Genomic DNA, 26,427 nt, shown 5'->3' on the forward strand with positions numbered 1-26,427 from the left:
GCTTTATGTCCCGCCCTGGTGAGGGCCCAGCAATTTCTCGGTAAGTGTCCGCACACGTCCGTAAACCCGACGCCCGGGTTTTCCCTCTGTAGAGACATGAGCCTTACCGGGACCCCCTTCCTCTACACGCTGATCGTGCTGGCCGTCGTCGCCGTCGCGCTGCCGCTCTTCCTGTGGACGCGGCTGCGGGGTCCACGCGTCCTGCGGGCCGGGGTCCGCTTCCTGATGCTGCTGTTCGCGCAGGGGACGGCCGTCGCGCTGGTCTTCACCCTCGTCAACAACTCCAACAACCTGTACGACAACTGGGCGGACCTGCTCGGCACGGGTTCCCACGTCAACCAGGCCCGTGACCTCGGCGCGAGCGGGACCGGCGGGATAGCGCTGAAGAAGCTCCCGAAGGTCAAGCAGAAGTTCACCGAGGCCACCGGTCCCGGGATGAGCGCGGCCGGCGGGGTCATGCAGACCGAGCTGAAGGGCCAGGTCTCCGGCGTCACCGCGGAGGTCTACGTCTGGCTGCCGCCGCAGTACAACGACCCCTCGCTCAAGAACATCCACTTCCCGGTCGTCGAACTGCTGCCCGGCTACCCCGGCTCCGCCAAGGCGTGGTTCGGCTCCCTGCACGCCCACGAACAGCTCGCCTCCCTCATGCGCCAGGGCAAGGTCGCGCCGTTCATCCTGGTCGCCCCGCGGACGACGCTGCTGGCGGGCGTCGACACGGGGTGCGCGAACGTCCCGGGCACCGTCAACGCGGACACCTGGCTCAGCATCGACGTCCCGAAGATGGTGACCGACAACTTCCGCGCGCTGCCCGCGCCCAAGGGCTGGGCGGTCGCCGGGTACTCGGCCGGCGCGCACTGCGCGACGAAGCTGGCCATCGCCCACCCCGACCGCTACCGGGCCGCCGTCAGCATGTCGGGGTACAACGACCCGATGGGCGAGCGCTCCTCGCTGACCGCGCAGGACCCGGCGCTGCGGCGGTCGACCAACCCCTACTTCATGCTGAAGAAGGCGGCCACTCCCCCGGCGATCTCCCTCTACCAGTCCGGGCAGCCCGGCGACGGCTACGAGGCGGGGCTCGCGCTGAAGAAGGAGGCGAAGGCGCCGACGGTCGTGGACGTGATCTACATCCCGAAGAAGGTCGGCGGGCACAACATGAAGCTGTGGAAGCCGCAGGTGGTGCCGGCGTTCGAGTGGCTGACCCGGCAGATGGGGCTGACGAACGTGAACGGCGGGGGCGGGGCCGGGGACGGCGCCGGAGGTACTACGGGTACTACGGGTACCAGCGGAACGGACGCCGCCGGAGAGCGGAGTACTACTCCTCTCGGACAGTAGAGCGGCGGTTCCACGCGCGCGGCGCCCGCCAGTGGAACCGCATCGCCAGCAGCCGCAGCACGAACGCGGTGACGGCCGCGAGGCCGCTGGTCAGCGGCGTGAGGACGCCGTAGTGGATGCAGACGGCGACCATCGTCGCGCCGACCATCGCCGGGACCGCGTAGAGATCGCGGTCCCAGCGCAGCAGGGACGGGACCTCGTTGGCGAGGACGTCCCGCAGGACACCGCCGCCGACCCCGGTCGCGAGGCCGAGGGTCGCGGACGCGGTGAGGCCGAGACCGTGGTCGTACGCCTTCGTCGTCCCCGTGACACAGAACAGGCCGAGGCCGGCCGCGTCGAAGACGTTCACCGCGTTCTGGATGCGCTCCACCTCCGGGTGGAGGAAGACGACCAGCAGGGCGGCGATCAGCGGGGTGAGGAAGTAGCCCAGGTCCGTGAAGGCCGCCGGGGGCACCGCGCCGATCACCAGGTCCCGGATCAGCCCGCCGCCCAGCGCGGTGACCTCGGCGAGGACGGCGATGCCGAAGACGTCGAAGTTCTTGCGGACGGCCAGCAGGGCGCCGGAGAGCGCGAAGACGAAGATGCCGGCCAGGTCCAGGGTGTGCTGGACGGAGGGGCTGAAGATTTGCTGGAGCACCCGCACATTCTTCCCTATGAGCGGGCGTCCTCCTTGCTATGCAAGGTCATGCGCGGGTCAGAGCGCCGGTTTCCCTGTGGTGAAGAGCCAGGTGTCGAAGAGGTCGTCGAGCTGCCGCCCGGAGATCTTCTCCGCGAGCCGGATGAACTCGGCCGTGTTCGCGTTGCCGTACCGGTGGAGCTTCGTCCAGGTCGGCAGGAGCTTGAAGAAGGCCGCGTCGCCGATGCGTTCACGCAGGACCTGGAGGGTCATCGCGCCGCGCTGGTAGACCGCCGAGGCGAACATCGTGTCGCGCTGCGGGTCTCCGACGGTGACCTGCCAGAACGCGCTGTTCGAGGGGCGGGAGTTGTACCCGGCGAGGAACGCGTCGTGCGCGGTGCGGGTGCCCTTGTGCTCGTCCCACAGCCACTGGCTGTACGTCGCGAAGCCCTCGTTGAGCCAGATGTCCTTCCAGCGCTCCACGGTGACCGAGTCGCCGAACCACTGGTGGGCCAGCTCGTGGACGATCGTCGACTCGCTGCGGACGGCCGAGTAGACGGGCTTGCTCTGCACCTCCAGGGAGAAGCCCGCCTCCGGCATGTCGTCCACGATCGCGCCGGTCTCCTCGAAGGGGTAGGGGCCGAAGACCGTGGACCAGTAGTCGGTGGCCTCCGCCGTGACGGCGTACACGTCGACGTCGTTGCTGTTGGCCAGGACGGGGTCGATCGCCACGTAGATGGGGGTGCCGCCCGGGGTGACGCCGGTCCGCACGTCGAACTTGCCGATCGTCGCCGTCGCGAGGTAGGTCGCCATCGGCTTCGACTCGCGCCAGTGCGTGTACGTCGCGTCGCCCTTGTCGTACGTCGAGACCAGGCGGCCGTTCGAGACCGCCGTCAGGCCCTTGGGCGTGCGGATGCGGATGTCGTACGTCGCCTTGTCCGAGGGGTGGTCGCTGGACGGGAACCAGGTCGACGCGGCGTTCGGTTCGCAGGCGACGAAGACGCCGTCCGTCGTCTTCATCCAGCCGTAGTTCGAGCCGAAGACGATGGGGCCGCCCAGGGGTTCGGGCACACCGCCGTAGGTGACGCGCACCTTGAACGTCCGGCCCTCGCGCAGGCTCTGACGGGGTGTCACCTGTATCTCGTCGCCGGACCTCGTGAACTCCGCCTTCTTTCCGTTCACTTCGACCCTCGTCACCGCCAACTTCTGGAGGTCCAGGTCGAATGCGGAGAGGTGCTGGGTCGCTCTGGCCGTCAGCGTCGTCTCGCCGTCCAGGCGGTCGGTGTCCGGGTTGTACGCGAGGCCCAGGTCGTAGTGCAGGGCGTCGTAGCCCCCGTTGCCCAACTGCGGGAAGTACGTGTCGCCCACGCCGTCCGCCCCCGGGGTGGGGGCGGGTGCGGCGGCTACGACGAAGAGGGTGGCGGCAGCGGCTACGGCGGTACCTGCCCAGGCCGAACGGGAGAGTGCCATGGTCGTCCCTTTCGCGCGGGGTGTCGGACAAGGTGATCTTGCCCGTCGGCGACTGGACGTGTTCATGACTTTGCCAACTCGTCATGAGGGGGCGGGGATTGCTCGCCTAAGAGCGCCTAAGAGGGTGCCGCAGAAGGTCGTTTGGCGAGTGCGGCGCCCGTCGTGGCTTGTCGCGCCCGCGCGGCGGGAGCCGCACATCAGCACGGCCCCGCGCCCCCAAACGGCTACGGCTTCGCCTCGCCGTCCGCCTCCGGCGTCTCGACCTCCGACGTCTCCGACACCTCCGCCGCCACCGCCGTCGACGTCTCCGCCGACTCCGCCAGGACCTCGTCCGCGACCAGTTCCGCAGCCTGCTTGGCCTCCGTCAGGAGGACCGTCTCCTGCGGGGCCTGGTCAGCGAAGTTCTCCGGGTGGTGGCAGGCGACCCGCTGGCCCGGGATCAGCTCCAGCAGCGGGGGCTCCGTCGTGCGGCAGAGCTCCGTCGCCTTCCAGCAGCGGGTGTGGAACCGGCAGCCGCTGGGGGGCGAGATCGGGGACGGGACGTCACCGCGCAGGAGGATGCGTTCGCTCTTGGCGCCCCGGCGCTTCGGGTCCGGGATGGGGACGGCCGAGAGCAGCGCCTTGGTGTAGGGGTGCATCGGCGACTTGTAGAGCTTGTCCCGGTCCGCCAGCTCGACGATCTTGCCGAGGTACATCACCGCGATGCGGTCGGAGACGTGCCGGACGACCGAGAGGTCGTGGGCGATGATGACGTACGTCAGGCCCAGCTCGCTCTGGAGGTCGTCCAGCAGGTTCACCACCTGCGCCTGGATCGAGACGTCCAGCGCGGAGACCGGCTCGTCGGCCACGACCAGCTTGGGGTTGAGCGCCAACGCCCGCGCGATGCCGATGCGTTGCCGCTGCCCGCCGGAGAATTCGTGCGGATACCGGTTGTAGTGCTCGGGGTTGAGCCCCACGACCGACAACAGCCGCTGCACCTCGGCCTTGACGCCGCCCTCGGGGGTCACGCCCTGGAGCTTGAAGGGCGCGCTGACGATCGTCCCGATGGTGTGCCGGGGGTTCAGCGACGAGTACGGGTCCTGGAAGATCATCTGGACGTCGCGGCGCAGCGGACGCATGCCCGCGACGCCGAGGTGCGTGATGTCCTTGCCCTGGAACTCGACGCTGCCGCCGGTCGGTTCGAGGAGCCGCGTGATGAGCCGGCCCATCGTCGACTTGCCGCATCCGGACTCGCCGACGACGCCCAGCGTCTCGCCCTTGCGGACCTCGAAGTCGATGCCGTCGACGGCGCGCACGGCACCTGACTGGCGCTGGAAGAGGCCCTTGCGGATGGGGAAGTGCTTCTGGAGACCGGTGACCTTCAGCAGGACCTCGGGCGTCTCGTTCACAACATCACTCACAGCTTCGGCGCAATCTCTTCGGTCCAGATCCGCTCCCGCTGCTCCTGCCCGAGATGGCAGGCGGCCCAGTGTCCGCCGCCGACCTCGGTCAGCTCGGGCCGGACGGTGCGGGTGACGTTGTCCTTGGGGAGGTCCGCGTACGGGCAGCGGGGGTTGAAGGCGCAGCCGGACGGGATGTTGATCAGGGACGGCGGCGCGCCCTTGATCGGGATCAGGCGGTCCGTCTCGTCGCGGTCGAGCCGCGGCATCGAACCGAGCAGACCCCAGGTGTAGGGGTGGCGGGGTGCGGCGAACACGTCCTCGGCGGGCCCGCGTTCGACGCACCGGCCGCCGTACATGACGAGCAGGTCGTCGGCCATCTCGGCGACCACCCCGAGGTCGTGCGTGATCATGATGACCGCGGAGCCGAACTCCTTCTGGAGGTCACGGATCAGGTCGAGGATCTGCGCCTGGACGGTCACGTCGAGCGCGGTCGTCGGCTCGTCGGCGATCAGCAGCTCGGGGTTGTTGACCAGCGCCATGGCGATCATCGCGCGCTGGCGCATACCGCCGGAGAACTCGTGCGGGTAGCCGTCGACGCGCTTGTCGGGCTCGGGGATGCCGACCCGGTCGAGCATCTCGACGGCGCGCTTGCGGGCCTCCTTCTTGGTGACCTCGTGGTGGACCCGGTACGCCTCGACGATCTGCTGCCCGACCGTGTAGTACGGGTGCATCGCGGAGAGCGGGTCCTGGAAGATCATCGCCATCTTCCGGCCGCGCAGCCGCCGCACCTCGTCGGTGGGGGCGGCGATCAGCTCCTGGCCGTCGAGCCAGACCTCGCCGCTGACGCGGGCGTTCTTCGCGGAGCGGTGCAGGCCCATGAGGCCGAGCGAGGTGACGGACTTGCCGGAGCCGGACTCGCCGACGATGCCGAGGGTGCGGCCGCGCCGGACGTCGAAGCTGACGCCGTCGACGGACTTGACGAGGCCGTCGTCCGTGTTGAAGTGGATCTTCAGGTCACGGACGGAGAGGAAGGCGTCGTCCGGGGCGTCCACGACCGGCTCTCCCGGGGCCGCTTTGTCGAGCTTGCTCACGAATACCTCACCCGGGGGTCGATGGCTGCGTACACCAGGTCGACGACGAGGTTGCAGAAGACGATGAAGAACGCGGCGACCAGCGTCACGCCCATCACGATCGGCAGGTCGTTGTCGCGGATCGACTGCACCGAGTAGGCGCCGATGCCCTGGAGGGAGAAGACGGTCTCGGTGAGGACGGCGGTGCCGACGAGGGTGCCGAAGTCCATGCCGAAGATGGTGACGATCGGGGTGAGCGCGGCGCGCAGGCCGTGCTTGGTGACGACCGTGCTCTCCTTGAGGCCCTTGGCGCGGGCGGTGCGGATGTAGTCCTCGCCCATGGTCTCCAGCATGCCCGCCCGGGTGAGCCGGGCGTAGAGCGCGGAGAACAGGAAGGCGAGGCTGATCCAGGGCAGCAGCAGGTGCCACGCCCATTCCGCCGGGTTCTCGGTGAACGGGATGTACTCGATGGAGTCCCAGATGGGGACTTCGTACACGAACACCGCGCTCAGGATCTGACCGGTGAAGAAGATCGGGAGGGAGACGCCGGCGAGCGCGATGAACATGGAGACGCGGTCGACGGGGCTGCCCTTGCGCAGGGCGGAGACGACACCCGTGGTGACACCGAAGATCAGCCAGATCACCGCGGCGCCGATGGCGAGCGAGAAGGAGACCGGGATGCGCTCGGTGAGCTGGGGCCAGACCTCGACGTGGCTCTTGAAGGAGTAGCCGAAGCAGGGGGCACCGCAGTGGGTGGCGTCCGGGCCGAACTTGTAGTCGGCGCCGACGAACAGGGCCTTGATGAAGTGCCAGTACTGGGTGTAGATGGGCTGGTCGAAGCCCAGGTTCTTCTTGATCGCGGCGACGGACTCCGGGTTGGCGTCCTTGCCGACGTACTGGGTGGCAAGCTGGTCGGCCGTCTGGCCGCCGAGCCGCGGGACCAAGAAGAAGATCGCGAAGGTGACTGCGCTGACCACCAGCAGCAGTACCAGGGCGCCGAATACGCGCCGGATGATGTACGCAGCCACAGCTGTCCGGCTCCGGGTGACCGGGGCGGATCGTCTCCGCCCCGGTCACCCGGAGCCTTCACCTGCCTTTCGAGAAGATTCCAGCCTGCTCTGCTACTTGGACGAGCTCATCAGCAGGTAGTCGTACATACCCAGGTACGCCTCGGTGACCGTGACGTTCGTCGCGGACGCCGGACGGAAGAGCAGGTTCTTGCGGTAGAGGGTCGGGACGACCGTGGCGGTGTCCATGACCATCTTGTCGATGTCGCCCCACGCCTTGGTGCGGGCGGCGGTGTCGGTGTTGGCGATCGCGGCGGACAGGGCCGCGTTGATCTTCGGGTCGTTCAGCTCCATCAGGTTGTTGCCGCCCGAGGGCTTGATGGCGGAGCCGTTGACGATCTGGTCGAGGAAGCCGAAGCCGGTCGGCCAGTCGGCGCCCCACGCCATGGAGAGCATGCCCAGCTTCTGCTGGTGGACGTAGGACGGGACGCCCGCGAAGTTCGAGAAGTACTTGCCGGCCGGGAACTGCCGGATCTCGACGTTGATGCCGTACTTCTTCAGCGACGCCTGGACGGCGGTGGCCTGCGCGATCTCGGCGGGCCGGTCGGAGCGGGCCGTCAGGATCGTGCTGAAGCCGTTCGGCTTGCCGCAGGCGGTCAGGAACTCCTTGACCTTGGCCGCGTCGCCCTTGCTGCCGGGCGTGGCGTAGGTGTCGAACTTGGTGTAGCCGTTGACCGACGGCGGCAGCAGCGTGGTGGCGATGTCACCCTTCGGGGACCCGCCGGCCGCGTCGAGGATGGACTGCTTGTCGACGGCGTACTGCACGGCCTTGCGGCAGTTGATGTTGTTGAACGGCTCGACGTTCTGGTTCAGCGCGATGTACTGCGTGGCGCCGGCGTACGAGCTGTCCGTCTGGTTGGCGTACTTGCCCTTGAGGACCTTCGGCTGGGTCGCGGCCTGGACGCCGGTGCCGGCCGCGTCGACGGTGACCTTGTCGGAGAGCAGGTCGTTGTCGATCGTGACCGCGTTCACCTTGAACTTGATCGTGATCTTGTCCGGCAGGGCCTTGCGGATCGGGTCCGTCTTGGCGTCCCACTGCGGGTTGCGCACGAGGGTGGCGCTGCGGCCCTCCTCGTAGGACTGGAACTGGTAGGGGCCCGAGGAGACCATGTGCTGGACGTACTTGGCGCCGTCGTCCTTCGCGGCCGGCACGGGGGCCGTCTGCGAGAAGGTCGCCAGGTAGTCGAAGTCCGCGAACGGCTGCTTCAGCTTGAAGACGATCGTCTGCGCGTCCGGGGTCTCGATGGACGCGAGCCCGTTGGGGTTCTTGTCCTTGTACGGGCCCTGGTACTTGTCGCCGCCGACCAGGTACGACTTGAAGTACGTCGGGCCGTTGGACAGCACCTCGGGCGCGAAGTTGGAGCGCTCGACGGCGTACTTGACGTCCTTGGACGTGACCGGGGTCCCGTCCTGGAACTTGACGCCCGTGCGCAGCTTGTACGTCCACGTCTTGGCGCCGTCGCTCGGCACGCCCAGCGACTCGGCCAGGTCGGGGACGACGGTCAGGCCGTCCTTGCCGGCGGCCGGCTTGAACGTGGTGAGCGTACGGCCGTACAGGCGGGAGAAGTTCTGCACCCAGCCGTAGTACGTGTTGCCGGGGTCGAGGGAGTCCGCCACGTCGGAGTGCTCGAAGCTGAGGGTGCCCCCCTTCTTGTTCGAGACGTTGACGATGGAGGTCAGCGCCTCGTCCTTCTTGCCCTTGGCCGAGCCACTGCCACTGTCGCTGTCGCCGCCGCAGGCGCTAGCGCCCAGCGTGATCGCCAGGACCGACGCGATCGCGGCGGTCACCTTTCTCGTCTTCACCGAGGAAAGCCCCCTCTGTCGTAGTGGATCACTTGCTGCGAGGGTCGAGTGCGTCGCGCAGCCCGTCACCCAGCAGGTTGAACGCCAGGACCGTGATGAAGATCGCCAGTCCGGGCACGAACATGTACTGCGGATCCGCGGTGTAGAGATCCACTGCGTTGCTGAGCATCCCGCCCCAGGAAGCCTGCGGCGGAGCGATGCCGACCCCGAGGAAGCTCAGGCTGGCCTCGAAGAGGATGTTCGTCGGGATGATCAGCGTCGAGTAGACGAGGATCGGCGCGACGAGGTTCGGGAGGAGTTCCCGGAACAGGACGTACGGGCCGCGTGCGCCCATGCTGTGCGCGGCCTCGACGAACTCCCGCTTGCGCAGGGTCATCGTCTGGGCGCGCACGATGCGGCCGATGTACGGCCAGCTGAAGAAGCCGATCACGAAGATCAGCACGCAGATCCGCAGCGGGAGCCCGTTCAGGCCGAAGAAGCCGTCCTGCACGGAGGCGGAGATGGCGATGGCGAAGAGCAGCAGCGGGAAGGCGAGGAAGGTGTCCATCAGCCGGCTGATGATCGAGTCGACCCAGCCGCCGTAGTAGCCGGCGACGACGCCGAGGACGGTGCCGATGACCACGGACAGGAGGGTCGCGCCGCCCGCGACGAGCAGGGAGACCCAGGAGCCGTCGATGATGCGGGCGAGCATGTCGCGGCCGTACTGCGGGTCGACGCCGAGCGGGTGGTCCCAGCTCATGCCGCCCCAGCCGCCGATCGGGGCCTGCATCGCCGGGTCGATGAGGTCCTGGTTGAACTCGTTGGGGTCGAGGCCGAAGATCGCCTCGATGGGCTTGGCGAGCACCGCCATGAGGACGAGCAGCACCACGACGATGCCGCCGGCCACGGCCAGCTTGTCGCGTTTGAACCGGGTCCAGGCGATCTGGGTGAGTGAACGCCCCTCGATCTGACTCTGTTTGGCTCCGGCGAGCACGGCCTCCGGCTGTGCTCCGGCCTCCGACCCGGTGGTCTCGATCGGTGCGGTCACAGTGCACTGACCCTTCCCGCCGGTGGTGACCGGCCTTACTCGCGTCTTATGGGAGGCGAGTCTTCAACGCGCTCGCGATCACGCGCCAGGTCTGGCGGCGAAAGTATGCACAACCGTGATGCCGACTGCGGGATTCCGTTATCCGAACAGCAGGTAACGGCCGCCGGACGAGGGCAAGTTGACCAAAAGGTGCAGGTCGCCGCGATAGGGTTCAGCGCTACGCGCGGAGATGAACAGGGGGCGGTGTAACGACCACGTTTCCTGAGATGACGGAGCGTCAGGAGGTACTGGTGAGTAGGCGGTGGTCGTAGGCCGTGATCTCAGCCGGCCTCAGTACGCGCCCGGCGTCGCCGGATAGCCGTAGCCGGCCGCCGGGGACTGCTGCCGCACCGGGGGCTGCTGCTGCGCCGGGGCGTGCGCCTCGCGGTCGTAGAACGGGCGGGCGTTGGCCCGCATCCACATCACGACCGGGTCGTACTCGTCGGTCATCGCGACCGTCGACACGGACAGGCCGTCCGGGACGGCGCCGATGGACTGCTGCATCATCGCCCGCACCGCGTCCACGGACTGCGGGGACGCGTCGTAGACGTCCAGGCCGATCGACAGGTACGGCTGGCCGAGGGCCGGCTGGACCCACGCGCGGCGCAGCGAGCGGATCGCCGGGGTGCGGTGGGCGTTCTGGCCGAGCAGGGCGTAGAAGTGCGGGATCTCCACCGCCGGGTCCGAGAGCCGGAGCGGGCCGGGGGGCTGGCGGTCCAGGCCCGTCGCGATCCGGCGCAGGTCCGCCCACGGGACGCCGACGCCGCCGCCCGGCGCGTGCGGGTTCAGCCACAGGCCGTGCCGGTCCGGGTACAGCGTGCGGGCCGCGTCGAGGCCGTCGACCACCTCGTACGAGCGGTTCCAGCCGCTCGCGGAGAGCTCCTGGGCGGAGGTGACGGCGGGCGCGTAGGCGTGGCCGTCGACCTCCATCGAGCCGTACTGGGCGTCCGGGGAGCCGGCCTGGCCGTGCCACAGCAGCATCCAGACCTGGCCGGTGGCGGGGGTGGAGAGGGCGCGCAGAAGTGCCTCGTAGGCGTCGTAGCGGCCAGGCGTGACCTGCCGCAGCATGTGCTCGACCTCGCCGGTCGCAGCGGTGCCGCTCACGCTCACGCCCACGTCTCTACCGCCCCTTCGTGAGTTGCCCCGTGTGTGCCGTTGCCCTGCGTCGTGGTCAAGCTTAAGCGCCTACGGGGGGTTCGCCGGTTGGGTGTTCGGCGGGTGCGGGGTGCCGGTCACCTGCCGTGGGTGTGGAAGGGCCGCACATTCGCCTTCATCCACACCCCCACCGGGTCCTCCGCCACGTCCAGGAGGATCAGGTTCACCTGCCAGGGGATCGGGACGCGGCCGAGCGCCCGGCCCAGGGCGTCCAGCGGGCGTTCCCTCACGTCGCCCTCCCACTGGCTGAGTTCGACGCCCACGAACAGCACCGGGGCCGAGGTCTCGATCGCCGCGAGGCAGCGGCGGGCGGTGAGGACGACGCCCGTCGCCTCGAACTCCTTGGACGCCTCGGCGAGGAAGTCCACGGGGTCGTCCTGCCAGTCCGGTTCGAAGAGGCGGACGCGGGCGCCGGAGGCGGTGCCGTCGAGGGGGGTGCGGCCGGCCCGGCAGAGGTCGGCGACGGCCGGGGGCGGGAGGGGGACGCCGACGACGCCGTCGGGGTTGAGGGCGATGCCGACCTGGGGCGGGAGGCCCCGCGCGAACTCGACCGCCGGGGCGATCGTGTACGACATGTGGGCGCCGGCGACCTGGCGGAACTGTTCCTCCGAGGTGAACACGGGGACGTGGACCTGGCCGGCGATGTCGATCGTGGGGAGGTCCAGCGGGCCGGTGCGGGGGCCGCCGCCGTTGGGGAGGGGGATCCAGACGAAGCTGCGGGCCAGGACCTCGATTATTCGGCCGCCCGCCGAGGGGACGCCCAGGGAGGCGGACAGCACCTCCTCCAGTTCGTTGCCCGGCCAGCCGCCGTGGGGATAGGGGTGTGCGGGGGCCGGGAAGTCGGTCGGGAGGTCCGCCGGGAAGTCCATCTCTGTCTACCGCCTGCTGGGAACCGCTGTTGGAGAGGAGAGTTTAAGGGGGCGCGGGCCGGCCCGGTGGTCAGCCGGTGAACGCGATCCTGCGCAGCACGTCCACCGCCTGGCGGTCCATGAGCACCGCCGCCCCGCAGCCGTCCGGCAGGTTGCCCTTCTCCACCGAGCGGATCAGGCGGGACGCCGCGTGCCGGTGGCGCAGGAACGCGTACTTCGACACACCCCTCCCCCGCTCGCGCTGGCCCTGGAGCGCCGTGTCCGGGGTGACGTCCAGCAGCAGCAGGTGGAGCGTGCCGCCCCGGCGGCGGGCCGCGCGGGCGAGCCAGGAGCGGACCCAGGACTGGGTGCCGCAGTCGTGGACGACGACGCCCTCGCCGGAGCGCAGCGCCCGCCACAGGCCCGCGTAGTGGGCGACGCGGACGAGGGGGCGGTAGACGGCGTACGGGAGGTACGCCGGCGTCCGCTCGTCCCAGCGGTCGCGGGTGTCCTGGGAGTCGACGCGGGTGCCGTGGACGGCGCGGCGCATCAGCGTGGACTTGCCGCTGCCGGGCAGGCCCGTGACGACGACGAGGTCGCGGGGGCCGAAGAGGAGGGCGTGGGGGCTGTGGCCCGCGCGGTCGCGCAGGTCGCGGACGACCGGTGCGGGGCGGTCGGCGCACGACTCCCTGGCCGGGGCGCCGGGCTGTGCGGGCAGGGTGAGCGCCGAGGTCGTCGCGTACGCCGTGGTCCTGTTCACCGTGATCGTCCTCCCCTTGGGGCCACACCTTTCAGGTACGGGTCTCCCCATAGACAGTAAAGAGAAGGTAATGGAATCTGTCTCCCGATTTCATGCGCGTACGGGTACAGGCCGGTTACAGATGCGGCCTGCCGCGGGGTGGGGTTCACGTGCGATGATGGCCGCGCCAACTGCATACCGGCCGTTTGAATCCGCGCGGGAGAGTCCTCAGCAGCCGTTTCGCTGGGGCGCCGAAGGAGCAAGTCCCTCCCTTGAATCTCTCAGGCACCGTTACCGCGCGGGCGAGGCACATCTGAAAAGCGGGCCGCCTGCGGTGGCCCCACCCAAGGTGCAAGCCGTGTTCCCCGTCCGGGTCATGGCGAACCTCTCAGGTTCCGATGACAGATGGGGAGGATCTTCCCGTTCCGTACGGGGAGCCCTTTCCTCGCCCGTCACTCCTGGGAGACGACCGTCCGATGACCAGCAGTTCCCCGCGCCGTACGGCGCTCGACGCCCTGCACCGCTCACTCGGCGCGACGATGACCGACTTCGCCGGCTGGGACATGCCGCTGCGCTACGGCTCCGAGCGGGACGAGCACACCGCGGTCCGCACGAAGGCCGGCCTGTTCGACCTCTCGCACATGGGTGAGATCACCGTCACCGGCCCGCAGGCCGCCGCGCTGCTGAATCACGCGCTGGTCGGCGACCTCGCGGCCGTCGGCGTGGGCCGGGCCCGCTACACGATGATCTGCCGGGCCGACGGCGGCATCCTGGACGACCTGATCGTCTACCGGCTCGCCGAGACCGAGTTCATGGTCGTCGCCAACGCCTCGAACGCGCAGGTCGTGCTGGACGCGCTGACCGAGCGGGCCGCCGGGTTCGACGCCCTCGTGCGCGACGACCGGGACGCGTACGCGCTGATCGCCGTCCAGGGGCCGGAGGCGGCCGGGATCGTCGGCGCGCTGACGGACGCCGACCTCAAGGGGCTCAAGTACTACGCCGGGCTGCCGGGGACCGTCGCCGGGGTGCGGGCGCTGATCGCGCGCACCGGGTACACGGGCGAGGACGGGTTCGAGCTGTTCGTGGCGCCGTCGGACGCCGTGGCGCTGTGGGAGGCGCTGTCCGCCGAGGGCGCGGACGCGGGCCTCGTGCCCTGCGGGCTCTCCTGCCGGGACACGCTGCGTCTGGAGGCGGGCATGCCGCTGTACGGGCACGAGCTGTCGACGGACCTGACGCCCTTCGACGCCGGGCTCGGGCGGGTCGTGAAGTTCGCCAAGGAGGGCGACTTCGTGGGGCGCGCGGCGCTGGCCGAGGCCGCCGAGCTGGCCGCACAGCAGCCGCCGCGGGTGCTGGTCGGGCTGGTCGCCGAGGGGCGGCGGGTGCCGCGCGCCGGGTACGCGGTCGTCGCGGACGGCGCGGTGATCGGCGAGGTGACGTCCGGGGCGCCCTCCCCCACGCTGGGCAAGCCGATCGCGATGGCGTACGTCGACGCGGCGCACTCCGCGCCGGGGACGGCCGGGGTCGGGGTGGACATCCGGGGCAGCCACGAGCCGTACGAGGTCGTGGCTCTGCCGTTCTACCAGCGCCAGAAGTGACCCTTCCGTAGCTCTCTATTCATCAGCACTCCCCCGCGTACAGGAGAATTCAGGCCATGAGCAACCCCCAGAACCTGCGCTACAGCAAGGAACACGAGTGGATCTCGGCCGCCGAGGACGGCGTCTCGACGGTCGGGATCACCGAGCACGCGGCGAACGCCCTCGGCGACGTCGTCTTCGTCCAGCTTCCGGCGGTCGGTGACGCCGTGACCGCGGGCGAGTCCTGCGGCGAGCTGGAGTCGACGAAGTCGGTGAGCGAGCTGTACGCGCCGGTCTCCGGTGAGATCACCGCCGTCAACCCGGACGTCGTCGAGGACCCGTCGCTGGTCAACTCCGAGCCGTTCGAGGGCGGTTGGCTGTTCAAGGTGCGGGTCGCCGGTGAGCCGGGCGAGCTGCTGTCCGCCGATGAGTACACCGCTTACACCGCCGGCTGAGGAGTCGTCCCCATGTCTGTCCTGAACACGTCCCTGCACGAGCTGGACCCCGAGGTCGCCGCCGCCGTCGACGCGGAGCTGAACCGGCAGCAGTCGACGCTGGAGATGATCGCGTCGGAGAACTTCGCTCCGCTCGCGGTCATGGAGGCGCAGGGGTCCGTTCTCACGAACAAGTACGCCGAGGGGTATCCGGGGCGCCGGTACTACGGCGGGTGTGAGCACGTCGACGTCGCCGAGCAGATCGCCATCGACCGGGTCAAGGAGCTGTTCGGCGCGGAGTACGCGAACGTCCAGCCGCACTCGGGGGCGTCCGCGAACCAGGCCGCGCTGTTCGCGCTGGCGCAGCCCGGGGACACGATCCTGGGGCTCGACCTCGCGCACGGGGGGCACCTCACGCACGGGATGCGGCTGAACTTCTCCGGCAAACAGTTCAATGTCGTCGCCTACCACGTGTCCCCCGAGACCGGTCTGGTGGACATGGCCGAGCTGGAGCGGCTGGCCATCGAGCACCGGCCGAAGGTGATCATCGCCGGGTGGTCCGCGTACCCGCGTGAGCTGGACTTCGCGGCGTTCCGGCGGATCGCCGACGAGGTCGGGGCGTACCTGTGGGTCGACATGGCGCACTTCGCCGGGCTCGTCGCGGCGGGGCTGCACGCGAACCCCGTGCCGTACGCGGACGTCGTCACGTCCACGACGCACAAGACGCTCGGCGGGCCCCGGGGCGGGATCATCCTCGCGAAGCAGGCGTTCGCGAAGAAGCTCAACTCCTCCGTCTTCCCCGGGTTCCAGGGGGGTCCGCTGGAGCACGTCATCGCCGCGAAGGCCGTGTCCTTCAAGGTGGCCGCGTCCGAGGAGTTCCGCGAGCGGCAGCGCCGGACGCTGGAGGGCGCCCGCATCCTCGCCGAGCGCCTGACCGCTCCGGACGCCCGTGAGGCGGGCGTCAACGTCCTCTCCGGCGGGACGGACGTCCACCTCATCCTCGTCGACCTCCGCGAGTCCGCGCTCGACGGGCAGCAGGCCGAGGACCGGCTCCACGAGGTCGGCATCACCGTCAACCGCAACGCCGTCCCCGACGACCCGCGTCCCCCGATGGTCACCTCCGGCCTCCGCATCGGCACTCCCGCGCTCGCCACGCGCGGCTTCGACGCGTCGGACTTCGCCGAGGTCGCCGACGTCATCGCTGAGGCCCTGAAGCCGTCCTACGACGCGGAGTCCCTGCGCATCCGCGTCAAGGCCCTGGCCGACCGGCATCCGCTGTACCCCGGCCTGAACAAGTAGAACGGCTCACCGGGGCGTTCGGGGTCTGCCGGGCGGGGTGGGGCTGGGCTTGGCGCGGCCCCACGGTCCGGCGTTGCGCCGGACCGCGTTCGGCGGCGGAGCCGGGCGGGCGGGGTTACGGTTCGGCGGTGAGCCGGGCTGCGGGGCCGTCGGTTCGGTTCCCGGCCGGGCCGGGCAGGCGCTTCGGCGCTGCGCCCCGGGCGGGCGGAACTGCGGCCCGGCTCCCGACCTCACTGGGCACGCGGCTCCGCGTTCCGCCAGGCTACGGGGTCGGCCCGGTTCCCGGCCGGGCCGGGCAGGCGCTTCGGCGCTGCGCCGGGCGGCAGGGCGTCGGCTTGGTTCCGGGGCGGCGGCTCGGGGCTGGGCGACGGGTTCGGCTCGGTTCCCAGCAGGGCCGAGCAGACGCTTCGGCGCTGCGCCCCGGGCGGGCGGAACTGCGGCCCGGCTCCCGACCTCACTGGGCACACGGCTCCGCGTTCCGCCAGGCTACGGGGCCGGCCCGGTTCCCGGCCGGGCCGGGCAGGCGCTTCGGCGCTGTGCCCCGGGCGGCAGGGCGTCGGCTTGGTTCCGGGGCGGCGGCTCGGGGCTGGGCGACGGGTTCGGTTACAGGGTGGCTGTTCCGCGAGCCGGGCCGGCGGCACCCGGCCGGACGGCCCGGACCCGGTTGTCGCCTTGCCGGCCCGGCCCGGAGCGGATCTTGTCCTCCGGCCCGGGGCTCGGCGCCGTCGGCCGTTCCCCGGCACCGGTGCCGGCCCCGGCAAGCGGTCCTCTTGCTCGGGGGCGCGGTTCCGTGGTCCGGTCTGTGGGCTGGGTGGCGGTCCGGCCGGCCGGGGCTTGCGCTCGGGGCGGTGGGGCGTTCCGGGTCGGTTCCGGGCCGGGGGTGGGGGTCTGTCCGCGCGGGCTCTTGGGCTGGGGCGGGGCTTCGTCCAGTTCGGTCCGGCGTCGGCGTCGGCCGGTCGTGCCTGGGCGGCGTGGGGAGCCGGCTTCTCGGGGCCGGGTGAGGGGTGGGGGCTGTGGGGCTTTTATGCTGGGTGCGGGGTGGTTTCGTATCTTCCGTCCTGGTCCGGGGGCTGGTTCGCCGGCCAGTTGCTCGGATCGCTTCATGTCCGTACCCGGTGCCGCTCGCGTGCCGGGTTGAGCAGGTTGTTTCCCGGTGGGGCGCTCGATGGCGCGTGCCTCGCCCTTTCTGGTTGGAGTTCCCGTGGCCATCTCTGTGTTCGACCTCTTCTCGGTCGGCATCGGACCTTCGAGTTCCCACACGGTGGGCCCGATGCGGGCGGCGCGGATGTTCGCGCGGCGGCTGCGGAGCGAGGGACTGCTGGACTCGGTGACGGCGGTGCGGACGGAGCTGTACGGGTCGCTGGGGGCGACCGGTCACGGGCACGGGACGCCGAAGGCCGTCCTGCTGGGCCTGGAGGGCAACTCGCCGCGGACGGTGGACGTCGAGGGCGCGGACGACCGGGTCGAGGCGATCAAGTCGTCCGGTTCGCTGCGGCTGCTGGGCGAGCGGGAGATCGCGTTCTCGTTCGACGACGACCTGATCCTGCACCGGCGCAAGGCGCTTCCGTACCACGCGAACGGCATGACGATCTGGGCGTACGACGCCGGGGGCGCCGAGGTGCTGTGCCGGACGTACTACTCGGTGGGCGGCGGTTTCGTCGTCGACGAGGAGGCGGTCGGCGCGGACCGCATCAAGCTGGACGACACGGCCCTCAAGTACCCCTTCCGCACCGGTGACGAACTCCTGCGCCTCACCAAGGAGACGGGGCTGTCGATCTCCGCGCTGATGCTGGAGAACGAGCGCGCCTGGCGCACGGAGGACGAGATCCGCGCCGGGCTCCTGGACATCTGGCACGTCATGCGGGCGTGCGTGTCGCGGGGCATGTCCCGTGAGGGAATCCTCCCCGGGGGCCTGCGAGTTCGCCGACGTGCTGCCGTGACGGCCCGTCAACTCCGGGCGGAGGGCGATCCGTTGGCCCGCTCGATGGAGTGGATCACGCTGTACGCGATGGCGGTGAACGAGGAGAACGCGGCGGGCGGGCGCGTGGTGACGGCCCCCACGAACGGCGCCGCCGGCATCATCCCGGCCGTCCTGCACTACTACATCAACTTCGTGCCCGGCGCCGACGAGGACGGCGTCGTCCGCTTCCTGCTCGCCGCCGGCGCCATCGGGATGCTGTTCAAGGAGAACGCGTCCATCTCCGGCGCCGAGGTCGGCTGCCAGGGCGAGGTCGGCTCCGCCTGTTCCATGGCCGCCGGCGCCCTCGCCGAAGTCCTAGGCGGCTCCCCTGAGCAGGTCGAGAACGCCGCCGAGATCGGCATGGAACACAACCTCGGCCTCACCTGCGACCCCGTCGGCGGGCTCGTCCAGATCCCCTGCATCGAACGCAACGGCATGGCCGCCGTCAAGGCCGTCACCGCCGCCCGCATGGCCATGCGCGGCGACGGCTCCCACAAGGTGTCCCTCGACAAGGTCATCAAGACCATGAAGGAGACGGGGGCCGACATGAGCGTCAAGTACAAGGAGACGGCGCGCGGCGGGCTGGCGGTCAACATCATCGAGTGCTGAGCCGGCGGCGCGGCGAAGCTCCGGTTCGGCACCGGCCGGAGCTTCGTCACACCGTCGTGGGCGGGTTGGTCACGGTGTCCGGGGGAGGTCCGTGCCGAAGTAGCGGTCTCCGAAGTCGCCGATGCCCGGCAGCATGTAGGCGTTCTCGTTGAGCCGTTCCTCGATGGCGGAGGTCACGATGCGTACGCCGGGGTGGCGTTCGCGGACGGCGGTGATGCCTTCGGGGCAGGTGATGAAGGTGACGAAGACGATGTTCTGTTCCGGCACGCCCAGTTCGAGCAGGGTGCCGATGGCGGCCAGTGCGGTGCCGCCGGTGGCGAGCATGGGGTCGAGGAGGAGGACCTGGCGGGTGGCGATGTCCTCGGGGAAGGCCGTGTAGTAGAGGCTCGGCAGCTTGGTCGTCCTGTCGCGCTGGATGAGGATCTTGCCGATCCTGATGCCGGGGACGACGGCGCGCAGTTCGGCCTCCATGCTCTCCCCGGCGCGCACGATCGGCACGCCGACCAGTTTGTCGGCGAAGCGCAGGCCCCGGTAGGTGCGGCCGACGGGGGTGGTGACGTCGTGCGGTTCGAACGGCAGGAGGTTCAGGGCCGCCTCGGTCAGCATGCGGATGATCCGGCCGGTGTAGAAGACGAAGTCCTCGCGGCGGGCGTCGCGGTCCCGGACGATGGTGTGCAGGGCGCGCAACTGGTCGGTCTGCGGGAGGAGGTGGACCGCTTCGTCGAGACGGTGCGCGACCGCGGTCCCGGGCTGGGTGGTCAGGGTGGTCATCGAAGGCTCCTCGATGAGGGCGAGTCGTGAGGGCGGGTCGTGGAAGTGGGCGTGGGGCGTCAGTCGGCCGGGGGCTCGTCGAAGGTGGGGGGAAGTTCCGGCGTGGCGGTGAACTGACCCGCGGCGACGCGGTACACGGACCTGCCGCCCGAACGGAGCCACAGTTCGCGCATCACGTAGACGAGCTTGGCGTTGTGCTCCTCGTCCTCCTCGACGGCGCGGGCGATGTGCCAGTCCCACTCGCGGGCCCAGCGCGGGTCGTCCACGTCGTCCAGGGCGGTCGAGAAGAGGTCGTCGATCGCCGCCAGCTTGGCGGGCGTCACGAAGTGGGCCCGGGAGAACAGCACGCCGAGGGCGCCGGTCCAGTAGCACGCGACGGCTCGCCCGCGTTCCTCGGCGGGCAGGGCGTCCGCGATGTGCCGCATGGCGTGCAGGGCGGTGAGCAGGTGGAGCAGGATGAAGTCGCCGGGTTCGGTCAGGTAGAGGACGGTGACGGCGTAGCCGAGCTGGTCCCAGCTGGCCTCGGGGTCCTGCGCGTCGACCCAGGACGGCGTCTCGTACATCCGCGGGTGGCCCTCGCCGAGCATGCGGGCGATGCGGTACTGGAGTCCGGAGCGCAGCAGTTCCGGGTGGATGCCGTCGGTCGTGCCGTCGTACAGGCTCTCGATCGCGGCGCCGGTGCCGGGCCGCTCCTGCCAGTGGCGCGCGATGCGCAGGAGCGAGTCGAGGGGGCTGTCGGTGTTCGGCGCCGTCGAGGGCCGGGCCCGCTCGGGGTGGCAGTCGACGTAGGCGAAGGCCAGGTAGGCAAGGCCCTCGAGGGTCATCCGGCGGTTGCCCGCGTCCAGGCCCCAGCCCAGGTGGATGGTCGCATGCTGGAGTGCCCCGGCCCATCCGGCGAGCAGGCGCGGGACGTAGGTCCGCAGCAGGGCCGGCATCCCCAGTTCCTTCTCCCGCCGGTCGAAGAAGGCGCTGTAGGCGGCGAAGTCGCGGCGCTTGCCGAGGAGTTCGAGCCAGTTGCCCTCGTCGACGACGAGCTGCGGGGCCCGCGCCGGCTCCACCCGGCAGCCGTACGGCGTCAGGGCGATGTAGTTGTCGTGGAAGGCCACGATCCGCCGGGGGTCCACACCGAGGCCGTCGAGGGCGACGACCGCGTGTTTGACGTGGTTGGTGAGGTGGCCGTTGAACTCGATGTGGTAGGTGGTGTCGTCGAGGAGATCGGTGACGGTGCGGTCGTCCGCCGGCAGGACACCGAGGATCTGCGTCACGGCCTGCGGGAAGGTGTCGGCGATGTGGGTCGGCGCCGCCGTCTCCAGCTGCGCCCGCTCGTGCACGCCGTAGGTGACCGCCACGGAGGCCATGCCGGCCGCCGCGGCCATCTTCAGGTCGTGGGTGGTGTCGCCGACCATGACGGCGTGCTCCGGCAGGGCGTCGTGCCGGCCGAGGATGAGCAGGCCCGACTCGGGGTGCGGCTTGGGGTGCGTGACGTCGTCGGCGCCGACCAGCGTGGTGATGTGGTCGCGCAGCCCCGCGGCGGTGAGCAGGGCGTCGGCGCTCGTGTGGAACTTGCTGGTGGCCACGGTCACCGTGATGCCCTGGCGGCGCAGTTCGGCAAGGCCCTCGGGGACGCCGGGGAAGACCAGGGAGCGGGCGCGGGGCAGGACGACGGTGCGGAACGCCTCCTGGTAGCGGGCCACGCCCTCGGTGACCGAGGGGTCCTCCCGCTCCACGCCCAGCAGGTTCGCGAACGCCTGCTGGAGCGGGAGGCCGATGGTGGCGCGGACGTCCGCGGGGTCGGGGGGCGTGAGGCCCATCGCCTCGAAGGCGGCGGTGAACGCGTCCACGATCGCCCGGGGCGAGTCGACGAGGGTGCCGTCGAGGTCGAACATCGCGACGCGGACGGGCGCGGTGCGCTGCCGGTCGGCCGGTGCCGCCGTGGGCGCGGGGGTCATCGTGGTCATCGTCGGGTTCTCCACCGTCGTCAAGTCGGTTGTCGTCAGGGTCCGTTCGGCCGGGGCGGCGCTCATCGGCCGTCCTCCCGCCGCAGCCGGGCGTGGGCCGCCGCGAGCCGGCCGCCGATCTCGGCGGTGTGGATGAGGACGGCCATGTTGGCGCGGGCGGAGCGGCCTTCGGTGGCCCGGTCCACCGCCCGCATGACGTACTTGGTGACGGCGCCGCCGCGCACCCCGTCCGCCTCCGCGCCGCGCAGGGCGTCGGCGATGGCCGCCTCGACGTCCTGGTCGTCGATGGCGTCCTCCGGCCGGGTCGGGCTGGTGATGAGGACGCCGCCGGGGTTGCCCAGCGCCCAGTGGGTGTCGACGGCGCGGGCGATGAGGGCCGGGTCGTCGAGGCGCTGGGGCGCGCGCAGTCCGCTGGAGCGGCAGTAGAAGGCGGGGAAGTCGTCCGACTCGTAGGCGATCACGGGGACGCAGTGGGTCTCCAGGAACTCCAGGGTCAGGCCGAGGTCGAGGATCTTCTTCGCGCCGGCGCAGACCACCGCGACCTTGGAGCGGGTGAACTGGATCAGGTCGGAGGAGACGTCCATGGTGGTCTCGGCGCCCCGGTGGACGCCGCCGATGCCGGCGGAGGAGAAGAAGGGGATGCCGGCGAGTTCCGCGGCGACCAGCGAGGAGGCGACGGTGGTGGCGCCGGCCTTGCCCGAGGCGAGGACGGCCGCGAGGTCCCGGCTGCTGACCTTCGGGATGCCGGGGGTACTGGCGAAGCGCTCGATGTCGCCGTCGGTCATCCCGATCAGGATGCGGCCGGCGTCGATGCCGATCGTGGCGGGCACGGCGCCGCCGGCCCGTACGGCGTCCTCCACCTTGCGGGCGGTGGCGGCGTTGTCGGGGTAGGGCAGGCCGTGGGTGATGACGTTCGACTCCAGGGCGACCACGGGGTCGCCGGCGGCGAGCGCGGTCGCCACCTCGTCGGTGAAGACCAGGGGCACCGAGGAGTGCCGGGGGGCGGGGATCGTCATGGGAGGGTCCTTACGGGAGAAGCGGGCGGCGGTCAGTAGTTGGGGGTCTTGCTCAGCAACTCCGGCCGGCCGACGATCTCCGGGAGGTAGACCCGCTCGTTCCACAGGTCCTGGGCGACGGGCTCGAGGGCGATGGAGACGACGCCCTCCTCGCAGCCGAAGGCGTTGCTCACGGCGGTGGTGACGGCGGCGACCAGCTCCCGCTCCTTCTCCTCGGTGATCGGCACCGGGAAGTGCTTGATGTTGATGTGCGGCACGGTGGCCTCCGGGATCTGGATGCGGACGGACAGGGTCGGCTCGGGGGACTCGGCGGCGGTCAGCCGGTCGGTGACGACCTTGGCGAGCTCGGCGACGTGCGGCTCGCGCAGGAGTTCGTAGTGGCCGGCCCGCAGGGGGTGGACGGCGGGCGGGTGGGCGGACCAGCCGTCCTCGCCCTCGATGAAGGAGTAGTTGTCGTCGGTGGCCTTGACCAGGGTCACGGGGGTGCGCAGCCGGCGTCCGCGCAGCTCGTGGAAGTCGTAGGTGAGGGAGTAGGTGCGCCGCACGATGTCGGTGACGGCGCGGACCAGGCCCTCGCCGAGGCCGGGGAAGTGCTCGGTGACGAAGGCGACGAAGCCGTCCTCGTCGCTGACGGTGTCCAGGCACCGGTCCAGGCGGGGGCCGGTGAGGGTGCCGGCGAACACGGAGAAGAGCAGGGCGAGGAAGGCGCGGTCGGTGAAGTCGGCGCGGCCGGTGGCGCCGGCGGCGTCCTCGGGCCGTAGCTGCGGCTGGCCGGGGGCCACCAGGAAGAGGTGTTCCACGCGCTCGCCCGCCTGCTCCAGCTGCCGGGCGGCCTCGAAGGCGACGCGGGCGCCGAAGGAGTATCCGCACAGCAGGTAGGGGCCGTGCGGCTGGATCTCCCGCAGGGCCGCGACGTCGGCGGCGGCCATGGCGGCGACGTCGTCGTAGGGGTGTTCGCCGGGGTTGATGCCGTGGGCCTGGATCCCGTAGACGGGCCGTTCGGTGCCCAGGGCCGCGGCCAGCGGGCGCAGGTTCATCGGGTAGCCGCCGAGGCCGGGCCAGCAGTACAGGGGGGTGCCCCGGCCCTCCGGCTGGAGCGGCACCAGGCGGGAGGCGGGCTGCGGTGCGGCGGCCTCCAGGCGGGCGGCGAGCTTCTCCACGGTGGGGGCCTCGAACAGGATCTGCAGCGGTATCCCGCCGCCGAAGTCCGCGTTGAGGCGGCTGACCAGGGCCACCGCGAGCAGCGAGTTGCCGCCCAGCTCGAAGAAGTCGTCGACGACGGAGACCTGGTCCCGTTTGAGCACCGCCTGCCAGATGTCACGGATGCGGCGTTCCAGCGGCCCCCGGGGGGCGACGAAGGCGCGCCCGCCGACCGCCAGTTGGCTCTCCTGGGTGGCTTGCAGGGCCTTGAGGTCGATCTTGCCGTTGGCGGTCTGGGGCAGCCGGTCCAGGACGACGATCCGGTTGGGCAGCATGTAGCGGGGCAGCAGGCCGGCCAGGTCCTCCTTGATCAGTTCGGCCGGACCCTGCATGTGGACCACGTCCTCCTTCATGTCCTCGCCGCGCCACTGGGCGTCGCTGACCCGCCCGCCGACGCAGAAGTAGGAGGGGCCGGACGGCAGTCCGCAGTCGGCGAGGATGCGGCCCAGCCGCTTGGCGGACGGCAGGTCGTTGCCGGACTTGGAGCTGTAGCCCGAGGACATGAAGCCCAGGTGGAGGTCGTTCATCTGGAGGCGCTGGAGCGCGCGGCCCAGGTCGAGGTAGTGCCGCCAGGAGTCGGGGGCGGTGGCGACCATGCTGACGCCGAAGTCGGAACGCTCGTAGACCCGCTGGTTGATGGCGATGACGTGCTTCTTGAGGATCACGTCGTCGCTCACCCGGGTGAGACCGGTACCGGTGTAGCGGTACTGGCCCGGCGGGAGGCCGTCGACCCGGTGGGAGTGCGTCTGGACGTAGAGGTCGAAGGCGTCGGCGTCACCGGTGGCGCCGGGCCCGGCCGCGCGCAGGTCGAAGCTGCCCAGGTAGTGGTCGTCCGGGGCGCAGTCGAGGCGGTCCTTGACGGCGGGCCGGTGGGCGGCGGCGGTAATGCGCAGGCCGTGGGCCGGCAGCACCTCCTCGAAGAGGCCGACCATGTGGCCCGCCTCGATCTCCAGCACCTCGCGGATGTTGTTGCGGTAGACGGGTTCGATGGCGCCGTGCTTGCCGAGGAAGTGCAGCCGCGTGTGGCCGTCCGGGACCCGGGAATCGGCGTCGATGAGGACGAGCCGGTGGTGGAGCGGGTGGTAGTAGTGCAGGCCGGCCGGGATGTCGTTGCCCGCGCCGACCTCGACGTAGAGCTGCGTGGCGTACAGGGAGCCGGGTGAGGCGTAGGCGTACTTGGGCAGCAGCCGCTGGTCGCTGAGGTGGCTGCCGAAGTTCCGCAGGATGCGGCCGAGTTCGTCGCGGCCGATCAGGTCCGAGGTGCGGGCGGGCGGTTGTGGGCGGGTGCGCGGGCCGAGCAGCCGCAGGATGTCCTCCTGGCTGACCGCGGCGGCGCCCTCGTAGAAGCGGTAGGTCTTGCGGGAGAAGGCCAGGGCGCGCTGCTCGGGGGTGGCCTCGGCGCCGGGCAGGTCGAGTGCGGTGCGGCCGGCCAGGTCGGCCTCGTCGCGCAGGCCGGGGTGCGACAGCTGGGCCCTGACCTGGAGGCGGCTCTGTTTGGACTGGTGGTGGGAGCCGTGGTTGCCCTGGTCCATCAGGGCGGCTTCCTTCGGGTTGAGTTCGACGAAGGCGACGAGGTTCTGGAAGCCGGTGGTGGCGTCGTCGTGCAGCAGGACGGCGGCGGAGCGGACCCAGTCGTGGGCCTCGACGGTCTGGCGTATCTCGTCCAGCTCGACCCGGTAGCCGCGCAGCTTGACCTGGTTGTCGGCGCGGCCGACGAACTGGACGGTGCCGTCGGCGTTGAGGTGGGCGAGGTCGCCGGTGCGGTAGAGGCGGGCGCCGGGTGCCTTGGAGAAGCGGTCGGGCACGAACCGGTCGGCGGTCAGGTCCGGGCGTCCGAGGTAGCCGCGGGCCACCTGGGCGCCGCCGATGTGGAGTTCGCCGACCTCTCCGGCGGGGACCGGTTCGCCGTCCGCGTCGAGGATGTGCAGGGTGGTGTCGCGCACCGCGGTGCCGATCGGCATGACGAGCGGGCCGTCCGCGAGGGCGGCGGCGTCCACGGTGAAGGACGTGGCGTTGATGGTGCACTCGGTGGGGCCGTAGAGGTTGACCAGGCGGGCGTGCGGCATGGTGTCCAGGCACTGGGCGGCGAGGCCGCGGGACAGCGCCTCGCCGCCGCTGAAGATGCGGCGCAGGGTGTGGCAGGTGTCGAACTTCTCGGTGTCCAGGAGCGCCTGGAGCAGGGTGGGGACGCACTGGAGCGTGGTCACCGCGTGCCGCTCGATGGTGGCGATGATCGCCTCGGGGTCGCGGTAGATACCGGGAGCGCCCATCACGACGGTGCTGCCGCAGGCGGGGGCGAGCAGTTCCCACTGTGCGGCGTCGAAGCTCATCGGGGTTTTCTGCAGGATCCTCTCGTTCCCGTCGATGCCGCACTCGTCGTGCAGCCAGCGCAACTGGCCGACGATGCTGTGGTGTTCGATCATCACCCCCTTCGGTTTTCCGGTGCTGCCGGAGGTGTAGATGACGTATGCGAGGTCTCCCGGCTGGGTGCCGGGCTCCGGCGGGGCGGTCACCTGGGGGTACTGCTCGGCCGCCTCGAAGATGTCGTCGAGGGTGAGCGCGATGAGTCCGGCGGGCGCCAGTTCCCGTAGGGCGGGGCGCAGGGACTCCTGTGTGAGGGTGACGTCCACGCCGGCGTCCGACAGCATGTACGAGATCCGGTCCTCCGGGTATTCCGGGGACAGCGGCACATAGCTTCCGCCGGCCCAGAGGATTCCCCAGATCGCGGTCAGCAGGTCGAGCGAGGGCTCCATGAAGACGCCCACCCTGCTGTCCCGGTCCGCTCCTTCCTGCCGCAGCACGGCCCCCACCAGCTCGCTGCGCCGGACCAGCTCGGCGAACGTGAGGCTCTGCTCGTCGTGCACGGCGGCGATACGTCCGGGGGTGATTCTCGCCTGTTCGCGGAGCAGGGCGGGGAGATCCGAGATCGCGCCACGAGAATCGGGGACGGTTTCTGTATTCATGGGGATGTCCTTCATCCGCGTCTCTGAGTGAAAGCGCCCTTTTAAAGGGGAGTGGGGCGCTCCACTGAACTTTTCGTTCTTTTCTGGTGCGGTAC

The 26,427-nt window shown here is 70.6% G+C and carries 19 protein-coding genes and 2 riboswitches; of the genes, 5 read left to right on the top strand and 14 right to left on the bottom strand.

What is annotated here, in order from left to right; all coding sequences use genetic code 11:
• Window positions 1-96 precede the first annotated feature (96 nt).
• The gene (locus IAG44_RS11660) at window positions 97-1,332 is read left to right on the top strand and encodes an alpha/beta hydrolase (protein ID WP_187747061.1); all 1,236 of its coding nucleotides are present in this window, start codon (window positions 97-99) and stop codon (window positions 1,330-1,332) included.
• Here the strand turns inward: IAG44_RS11660 and IAG44_RS11665 are convergent.
• The 10 genes from IAG44_RS11665 to IAG44_RS11710 all read right to left on the bottom strand — a co-directional run bounded on the left by IAG44_RS11665 (window position 1,313) and on the right by IAG44_RS11710 (window position 12,569).
• On the bottom strand, window positions 1,313-1,969 hold the full coding sequence (locus tag IAG44_RS11665; RefSeq protein WP_187747062.1) for a trimeric intracellular cation channel family protein: 657 nt from the start codon (window positions 1,967-1,969) through the stop codon (window positions 1,313-1,315). The genes IAG44_RS11660 and IAG44_RS11665 overlap by 20 nt on opposite strands.
• 57 nt (window positions 1,970-2,026) lie before the next feature.
• Window positions 2,027-3,418, bottom strand: coding sequence for a M1 family metallopeptidase (locus IAG44_RS11670; RefSeq protein ID WP_187747063.1), 1,392 nt, complete (start codon window positions 3,416-3,418; stop codon window positions 2,027-2,029).
• Window positions 3,419-3,642: 224 nt separating this feature from the next.
• The gene (locus tag IAG44_RS11675; RefSeq protein ID WP_425508435.1) at window positions 3,643-4,818 is read right to left on the bottom strand and encodes an ABC transporter ATP-binding protein; all 1,176 of its coding nucleotides are present in this window, start codon (window positions 4,816-4,818) and stop codon (window positions 3,643-3,645) included.
• Window positions 4,815-5,891: an ABC transporter ATP-binding protein gene (locus IAG44_RS11680; RefSeq protein WP_187747064.1), complete on the bottom strand. Its 1,077-nt coding sequence runs from the start codon at window positions 5,889-5,891 to the stop codon at window positions 4,815-4,817. Before IAG44_RS11680 ends, IAG44_RS11675 begins: the two co-directional genes overlap by 4 nt.
• Complete coding sequence (locus IAG44_RS11685) at window positions 5,888-6,898, bottom strand: ABC transporter permease (protein ID WP_187747065.1); 1,011 nt, start codon at window positions 6,896-6,898, stop codon at window positions 5,888-5,890. The genes IAG44_RS11680 and IAG44_RS11685 overlap by 4 nt, the downstream gene beginning before the upstream one ends.
• Window positions 6,899-6,991: 93 nt before the next feature.
• Window positions 6,992-8,740, bottom strand: a complete 1,749-nt coding sequence (locus tag IAG44_RS11690) for an ABC transporter substrate-binding protein (protein ID WP_187747066.1) — start codon at window positions 8,738-8,740, stop codon at window positions 6,992-6,994.
• A gap of 28 nt (window positions 8,741-8,768) precedes the next feature.
• Window positions 8,769-9,767 (bottom strand): ABC transporter permease, encoded by a 999-nt coding sequence (locus IAG44_RS11695; protein WP_187747067.1) that lies wholly within the window; start codon window positions 9,765-9,767, stop codon window positions 8,769-8,771.
• Window positions 9,768-10,097: 330 nt separating this feature from the next.
• Window positions 10,098-10,916: an enhanced serine sensitivity protein SseB C-terminal domain-containing protein gene (locus tag IAG44_RS11700; RefSeq protein ID WP_187747068.1), complete on the bottom strand. Its 819-nt coding sequence runs from the start codon at window positions 10,914-10,916 to the stop codon at window positions 10,098-10,100.
• 122 nt (window positions 10,917-11,038) lie between these two features.
• Window positions 11,039-11,830, bottom strand: a complete 792-nt coding sequence (locus IAG44_RS11705) for an enhanced serine sensitivity protein SseB (RefSeq protein WP_187747069.1) — start codon at window positions 11,828-11,830, stop codon at window positions 11,039-11,041.
• Window positions 11,831-11,900: 70 nt separating this feature from the next.
• Window positions 11,901-12,569: an AAA family ATPase gene (locus IAG44_RS11710; protein ID WP_187747070.1), complete on the bottom strand. Its 669-nt coding sequence runs from the start codon at window positions 12,567-12,569 to the stop codon at window positions 11,901-11,903.
• A gap of 186 nt (window positions 12,570-12,755) precedes the next feature.
• Window positions 12,756-12,855, top strand: a riboswitch (glycine riboswitch).
• Window positions 12,856-12,963: riboswitch (glycine riboswitch) on the top strand.
• A 61-nt stretch (window positions 12,964-13,024) separates the two neighbouring features.
• Here IAG44_RS11710 and gcvT point away from each other — a divergent pair.
• The 4 genes from gcvT to IAG44_RS11730 all read left to right on the top strand — a co-directional run bounded on the left by gcvT (window position 13,025) and on the right by IAG44_RS11730 (window position 18,424).
• Complete coding sequence (gene gcvT / locus IAG44_RS11715) at window positions 13,025-14,143, top strand: glycine cleavage system aminomethyltransferase GcvT (RefSeq protein WP_187747071.1); 1,119 nt, start codon at window positions 13,025-13,027, stop codon at window positions 14,141-14,143.
• A 56-nt stretch (window positions 14,144-14,199) separates the two neighbouring features.
• Window positions 14,200-14,577, top strand: coding sequence for a glycine cleavage system protein GcvH (gene gcvH / locus IAG44_RS11720; protein WP_187747072.1), 378 nt, complete (start codon window positions 14,200-14,202; stop codon window positions 14,575-14,577).
• Window positions 14,578-14,589: 12 nt separating this feature from the next.
• The gene (gene glyA, locus IAG44_RS11725) at window positions 14,590-15,855 is read left to right on the top strand and encodes a serine hydroxymethyltransferase (RefSeq protein WP_223006790.1); all 1,266 of its coding nucleotides are present in this window, start codon (window positions 14,590-14,592) and stop codon (window positions 15,853-15,855) included.
• A 1,201-nt stretch (window positions 15,856-17,056) separates the two neighbouring features.
• The gene (locus IAG44_RS11730; RefSeq protein ID WP_187747073.1) at window positions 17,057-18,424 is read left to right on the top strand and encodes an L-serine ammonia-lyase; all 1,368 of its coding nucleotides are present in this window, start codon (window positions 17,057-17,059) and stop codon (window positions 18,422-18,424) included.
• A gap of 69 nt (window positions 18,425-18,493) precedes the next feature.
• Here IAG44_RS11730 and upp read toward each other — a convergent pair whose 3' ends face one another.
• The 4 genes from upp to IAG44_RS11750 are packed head-to-tail and all read right to left on the bottom strand — an operon-like array spanning window position 18,494 to window position 26,332.
• On the bottom strand, window positions 18,494-19,195 hold the full coding sequence (gene upp / locus IAG44_RS11735) for a uracil phosphoribosyltransferase (RefSeq protein ID WP_187747074.1): 702 nt from the start codon (window positions 19,193-19,195) through the stop codon (window positions 18,494-18,496).
• Window positions 19,196-19,254: 59 nt separating this feature from the next.
• Window positions 19,255-21,219, bottom strand: coding sequence for an HAD-IA family hydrolase (locus IAG44_RS11740; protein ID WP_246561648.1), 1,965 nt, complete (start codon window positions 21,217-21,219; stop codon window positions 19,255-19,257).
• Complete coding sequence (locus IAG44_RS11745; RefSeq protein WP_187747075.1) at window positions 21,216-22,169, bottom strand: pseudouridine-5'-phosphate glycosidase; 954 nt, start codon at window positions 22,167-22,169, stop codon at window positions 21,216-21,218. Before IAG44_RS11745 ends, IAG44_RS11740 begins: the two co-directional genes overlap by 4 nt.
• 32 nt (window positions 22,170-22,201) lie before the next feature.
• The gene (locus tag IAG44_RS11750; RefSeq protein ID WP_187747076.1) at window positions 22,202-26,332 is read right to left on the bottom strand and encodes an amino acid adenylation domain-containing protein; all 4,131 of its coding nucleotides are present in this window, start codon (window positions 26,330-26,332) and stop codon (window positions 22,202-22,204) included.
• Window positions 26,333-26,427 lie beyond the last annotated feature (95 nt).

The organism is Streptomyces roseirectus (assembly GCF_014489635.1).
GTDB classification, from domain to species: Bacteria; Actinomycetota; Actinomycetes; order Streptomycetales; family Streptomycetaceae; genus Streptomyces; species Streptomyces roseirectus.

Coding starts and splice junctions, on each gene's coding strand:
- IAG44_RS11740 (WP_246561648.1), bottom strand. CDS start 21,219: ATGAGCGCCGCCCCGGCCGAACGGACCCTGACGACAACCGACTTGACG.
- upp (WP_187747074.1), bottom strand. CDS start 19,195: ATGACCACCCTGACCACCCAGCCCGGGACCGCGGTCGCGCACCGTCTC.
- IAG44_RS11670 (WP_187747063.1), bottom strand. CDS start 3,418: ATGGCACTCTCCCGTTCGGCCTGGGCAGGTACCGCCGTAGCCGCTGCC.
- IAG44_RS11660 (WP_187747061.1), top strand. CDS start 97: ATGAGCCTTACCGGGACCCCCTTCCTCTACACGCTGATCGTGCTGGCC.
- IAG44_RS11750 (WP_187747076.1), bottom strand. CDS start 26,332: ATGAATACAGAAACCGTCCCCGATTCTCGTGGCGCGATCTCGGATCTC.
- IAG44_RS11705 (WP_187747069.1), bottom strand. CDS start 11,830: ATGGACTTCCCGGCGGACCTCCCGACCGACTTCCCGGCCCCCGCACAC.
- glyA (WP_223006790.1), top strand. CDS start 14,590: ATGTCTGTCCTGAACACGTCCCTGCACGAGCTGGACCCCGAGGTCGCC.
- gcvH (WP_187747072.1), top strand. CDS start 14,200: ATGAGCAACCCCCAGAACCTGCGCTACAGCAAGGAACACGAGTGGATC.
- IAG44_RS11745 (WP_187747075.1), bottom strand. CDS start 22,169: ATGACGATCCCCGCCCCCCGGCACTCCTCGGTGCCCCTGGTCTTCACC.
- gcvT (WP_187747071.1), top strand. CDS start 13,025: ATGACCAGCAGTTCCCCGCGCCGTACGGCGCTCGACGCCCTGCACCGC.